General features: G+C 65.1%; 3 protein-coding genes. 1 reads left to right on the top strand and 2 read right to left on the bottom strand.

From position 1 onward, the window contains the following. Positions 1-110: 110 nt before the first annotated feature. Both EG885_RS22055 and EG885_RS22050 read right to left on the bottom strand, forming a co-directional pair. Positions 111-1,157 carry a sugar ABC transporter substrate-binding protein gene (locus EG885_RS22055; RefSeq protein WP_207392389.1) on the bottom strand — a complete coding sequence of 349 codons (1,047 nt, stop codon included), beginning with the start codon at positions 1,155-1,157 and terminating at the stop codon, positions 111-113. A 42-nt stretch (positions 1,158-1,199) separates the two neighbouring features. After that, on the bottom strand, positions 1,200-2,177 hold the full coding sequence (locus EG885_RS22050) for a sugar phosphate isomerase/epimerase family protein (RefSeq protein ID WP_131578961.1): 978 nt from the start codon (positions 2,175-2,177) through the stop codon (positions 1,200-1,202). Positions 2,178-2,467: 290 nt separating this feature from the next. On the opposite strand from EG885_RS22050, the gene EG885_RS22045 reads away from it, so the two are divergent. Continuing rightward, positions 2,468-3,235 (top strand): ParA family protein, encoded by a 768-nt coding sequence (locus EG885_RS22045; protein ID WP_131578959.1) that lies wholly within the window; start codon positions 2,468-2,470, stop codon positions 3,233-3,235. Positions 3,236-3,487: the final 252 nt, after the last annotated feature.

The following is a 3,487-nucleotide window of genomic DNA, read 5'->3' as shown; positions in this document are numbered from 1 at the left end:
ATGGGGGGGCGCCATCCGGCCGGTCAGGAAGGGCCTTTGCGCGGGAGGACACGCAGGGCCCCCTGCCCGGCATCAGCGGGTCCGGGCTTAGGACCGGACCCGGGACCGGATCATTCAGCCAGCAGCATCTCGCGCAGGGCGGCGGTGTCTTCGACCGAGTATTCCTCGATATTGTCCGAGGTGATCAGCGCCTGCGGGGTGGCGACGACGCGCGGCAGATCCTGTCCGCCGATCAGGCGCAGCACGACCTCCATCGCGACCTCTCCGGTCAGGACCGGAAAACTGTCCACGGTGCCGGTCAGATCGCCCGCCCGGATCGAGTTATAAGCGTCCGAGATGCCATCCGTGCCGAACACCGACACCTGCTCCTGCAGACCTGCGGCCTTGACCGCCTCGACCACGCCAAGCGCCATGCCGTCATTGTTGGCATAGAACCCGATCAGGTCGGGATGCTGCTGCAGGATGGTGGATGCGGCGTCATAGGCGGTCTCGCGGCTCCAGTTGGCGGGGACGCTGGCGACGACCTCGAAACCCTCGGCCTCGCTGATCGTGGCGGTAAAGCCGTCGGTGCGCTGGCCTGCGGCAAAGACGCCGGGCTGACCTTCGATCACGGCGACCTTGCCGCCTTCGGGGGCATTGTCGATGAACCATTGCGCCACGCGCACGCCATTGTCGCGCTGGACGTTGCCGACATAATGTTCGGCGGTCGGGATCACCGCGTCATTGACGTTCACGACCACGATGCCCTGCGCCGAGGCGGTTTCGACCGCCGGTTGCAGGTTGTTGTCGGTCTGCGGCGACACCAGCAGGCCCTTGTAGCCCTGCAGGATCATGTTTTCGGCGATCGACAGCTGGCCCAGCTGGTCGCCCTCGGACGGGGCGGCCTGATAGGCAAAGCCCACGCCATTCGCATCGGCCATGTTCTGATAACCGTCGCCAAGCGAGCGCCAGTATTCATTGGTCAGCGTCTTGGACACGCCGCCGACCTGCGTGCCCTCGGGGGCTGCGGGCATGTCGCCGAACTGTTCGGCCAGTTCCGACCAGTCCATGCGGTCGGCCTCGGTGTCCGAATTCAGCGGCGCCAGATCCTGCGCCATTGCGGCACCGGCAAACACCGTCACGGCGCTGGCCATCAGAAACGATTTCATCGAGATCATCTTGGGTCTCCTCCCTTTACGATAATCGAAAGTATTGTGAAGTCAGACCCCCGCCATGATCCGCGCAACCGCGCGCTGGCTGAGGGGAGAGTTCTGGGTCGCGATGGCGTCCATCAGGGCATTGTCGCCCGACACACGCGTGGCCATCGCCATGAAACGTTCGACCGCCTCGATATTCGTGCGGCATTCCTCGACCGGGTCGATCCCCGAGGCATCGGGGAAGGTGTCGAAATAGATCACCCCGTCATAGCCGTCGCGCGTGATCTGCCACAGCAGTTCCAGCGTGGCCTGGGGATGGACGCTGCCGACCATCAGCCCGTCGTCGCGCTTGGCATAGCCATCGTTCAGATGCACGCCCAGCAGCCGCGATTTCCGCGCGATCAGCGTCGCCGCAAAGGCCGGCATCTCGTCCGCATACAGGACATGCGCGAAATCCAGCGTGACGCCGGTATTGGCGCAGCCCGTCTCGGCAATCGCCAGCAGCGTGGTCGCCGCATCGGGCAGCAGCGCATAGGAGCGCGGCTCATTCGCCTTGTATTCGATCGAGATCATGCAATCCGGGGCATGGTTCGCGACCTCGCGGATGCCCGAAACCTCGTCATCCCACATGCGGCCGTAATCACCCTGAAAGCTGTAATCGAAACCGTCCTGGCCCAGCCACAGCGTCATCAGGGGCGCGTCCATCTCCAACGCGGCATCGATGCCGCGCTTGGTCAGGTCGATCGCCTCCTGGCGCACCGCGCGGTCGGGATTGGTAAAGGCGCCCAGCTTGAAGGCCGGGTTGGTGTAATAACGCATGGCAAGGCCGTTCACCTGCAGGCCCAGATCGTTGACCCGTGCCTTGACCAGTGTCGGCGCATCGGCGACGTGATCGGGAAAGTTCAGGTCCACATGGGTCAGGCCCGGCACACTGGCGGCGCGTTCGACCATCATCTCCAGCGTCGGCTTGCCTTTATGGCCGGGCCATGCCCGGTCGGCCTGCGCGGCAAAAGAATTCAGGCGCGTCGCGAATCTTGTCATGTGAAGTCCTCCGTTACTTCACTAGTAATGTTTAATCCGTGAAGTCGTCAAGAGGATTGTCTTTCCCGGTTCTGTCCGGGTGCCTGCCGGAACGCCGGTCTGGTCCGGACAAGGACGCCGGGCCGGGCCGGGCCGTGGACAGTCGCGATCCGATCGTCCATCGTCGGGATCCGGCACCGGCGTGCCGCGTTGGCATGCTGATCGCCGCCCCGCCTGCCCGCCGGGGGGCCGCGCCCCTCTTGGATCCGCCACAGGGTCCGCATCTTGTTCCCGCTCAGGAAGGCCCCCGCATGACCGTCATCGCCTGCTACAGCAACAAGGGAGGGGTCGGGAAAACCGCCGTCGCGGTCAATCTGGCCCATGCTCTGGCGGAGGGGGGCCTGCGGGTGCTGCTGTGCGATCTGGACCCGCAGGGGGCGGCGGGGTTTTACGTCCGGGTCAAGCCGTCCAGCCGCCTGCAGGATCAGGTTGTCTTCGACGATGCCAAACGGATCGCCGGGGCGATCAAGGGCAGCGACTATGACAATCTGGACATCCTGCCCGCGACCACGGCGCTGCGCGATGCCGATCTGCTGCTGTCGCAGATGAAAAAGGGCCGATCACGGCTTGGGAAATCGCTGAAGGCGGTGGATGGGGATTACGATGTGATCGTGCTGGACTGCCCGCCCGGGCTGTCTGCACTGTCGCAGACCATCTTTCATGCCGCCGATCTGATCCTTGTGCCGGTCATCCCCACCACCCTGTCCGAACGCACGTTCGAACAGCTGCTGCAGATCGCCGGGGATGACAAGGACGGCGCAGGCACGGCCATGCGCAAAAAGATCGCGGCGCTGTTTTCGATGGTGCAGGCGCGCAAGTCGCTGCACGGGGAAACGATGGCCCGGATGCGCGACGCTCATCCCAAGCGGTTCCTCAGTGCCACCCTGCCCTTTTCCAGCGATGTGGAACGGATGGGGGTTCACCGCGCGCCGATCCTGACCTTTGCCGCCCGCCGCCCTGCCGCGCAGGCCTTTCTGGACCTGACCGGCGAGGTTCGCGCAAAGCTGGGGATCGGCTGAGATGACGACCCCGGACCCGATGGCCCTGCAGGAAACCAGACCCATGGGACGGGGCCGCCGCCTGCCCGACACCGGTGGGTCCGGTCGCCCCAAGGTGGCGCGATGATCGCGCCCCGTTCGGCCCTTGGGATCGCCGGTCTGGGGATCGCCGGCGCGGTCCTGTGGCTGGCATTCGCCAAATTCGCGAGGGTTCAGGAGCCTTGGGATGCCGCCTTTTACTGGTCGGCAGCCTATCCCGCCCTGATCCTCGTG

This window comes from Paracoccus nototheniae, assembly GCF_004335005.1.
GTDB lineage: Bacteria > Pseudomonadota > Alphaproteobacteria > Rhodobacterales > Rhodobacteraceae > Paracoccus > Paracoccus nototheniae.
This window is presented reverse-complemented; position numbering and strand designations above follow the sequence as displayed.

Coding starts and splice junctions, on each gene's coding strand:
- EG885_RS22055 (WP_207392389.1), bottom strand. CDS start 1,157: ATGATCTCGATGAAATCGTTTCTGATGGCCAGCGCCGTGACGGTGTTT.
- EG885_RS22050 (WP_131578961.1), bottom strand. CDS start 2,177: ATGACAAGATTCGCGACGCGCCTGAATTCTTTTGCCGCGCAGGCCGAC.
- EG885_RS22045 (WP_131578959.1), top strand. CDS start 2,468: ATGACCGTCATCGCCTGCTACAGCAACAAGGGAGGGGTCGGGAAAACC.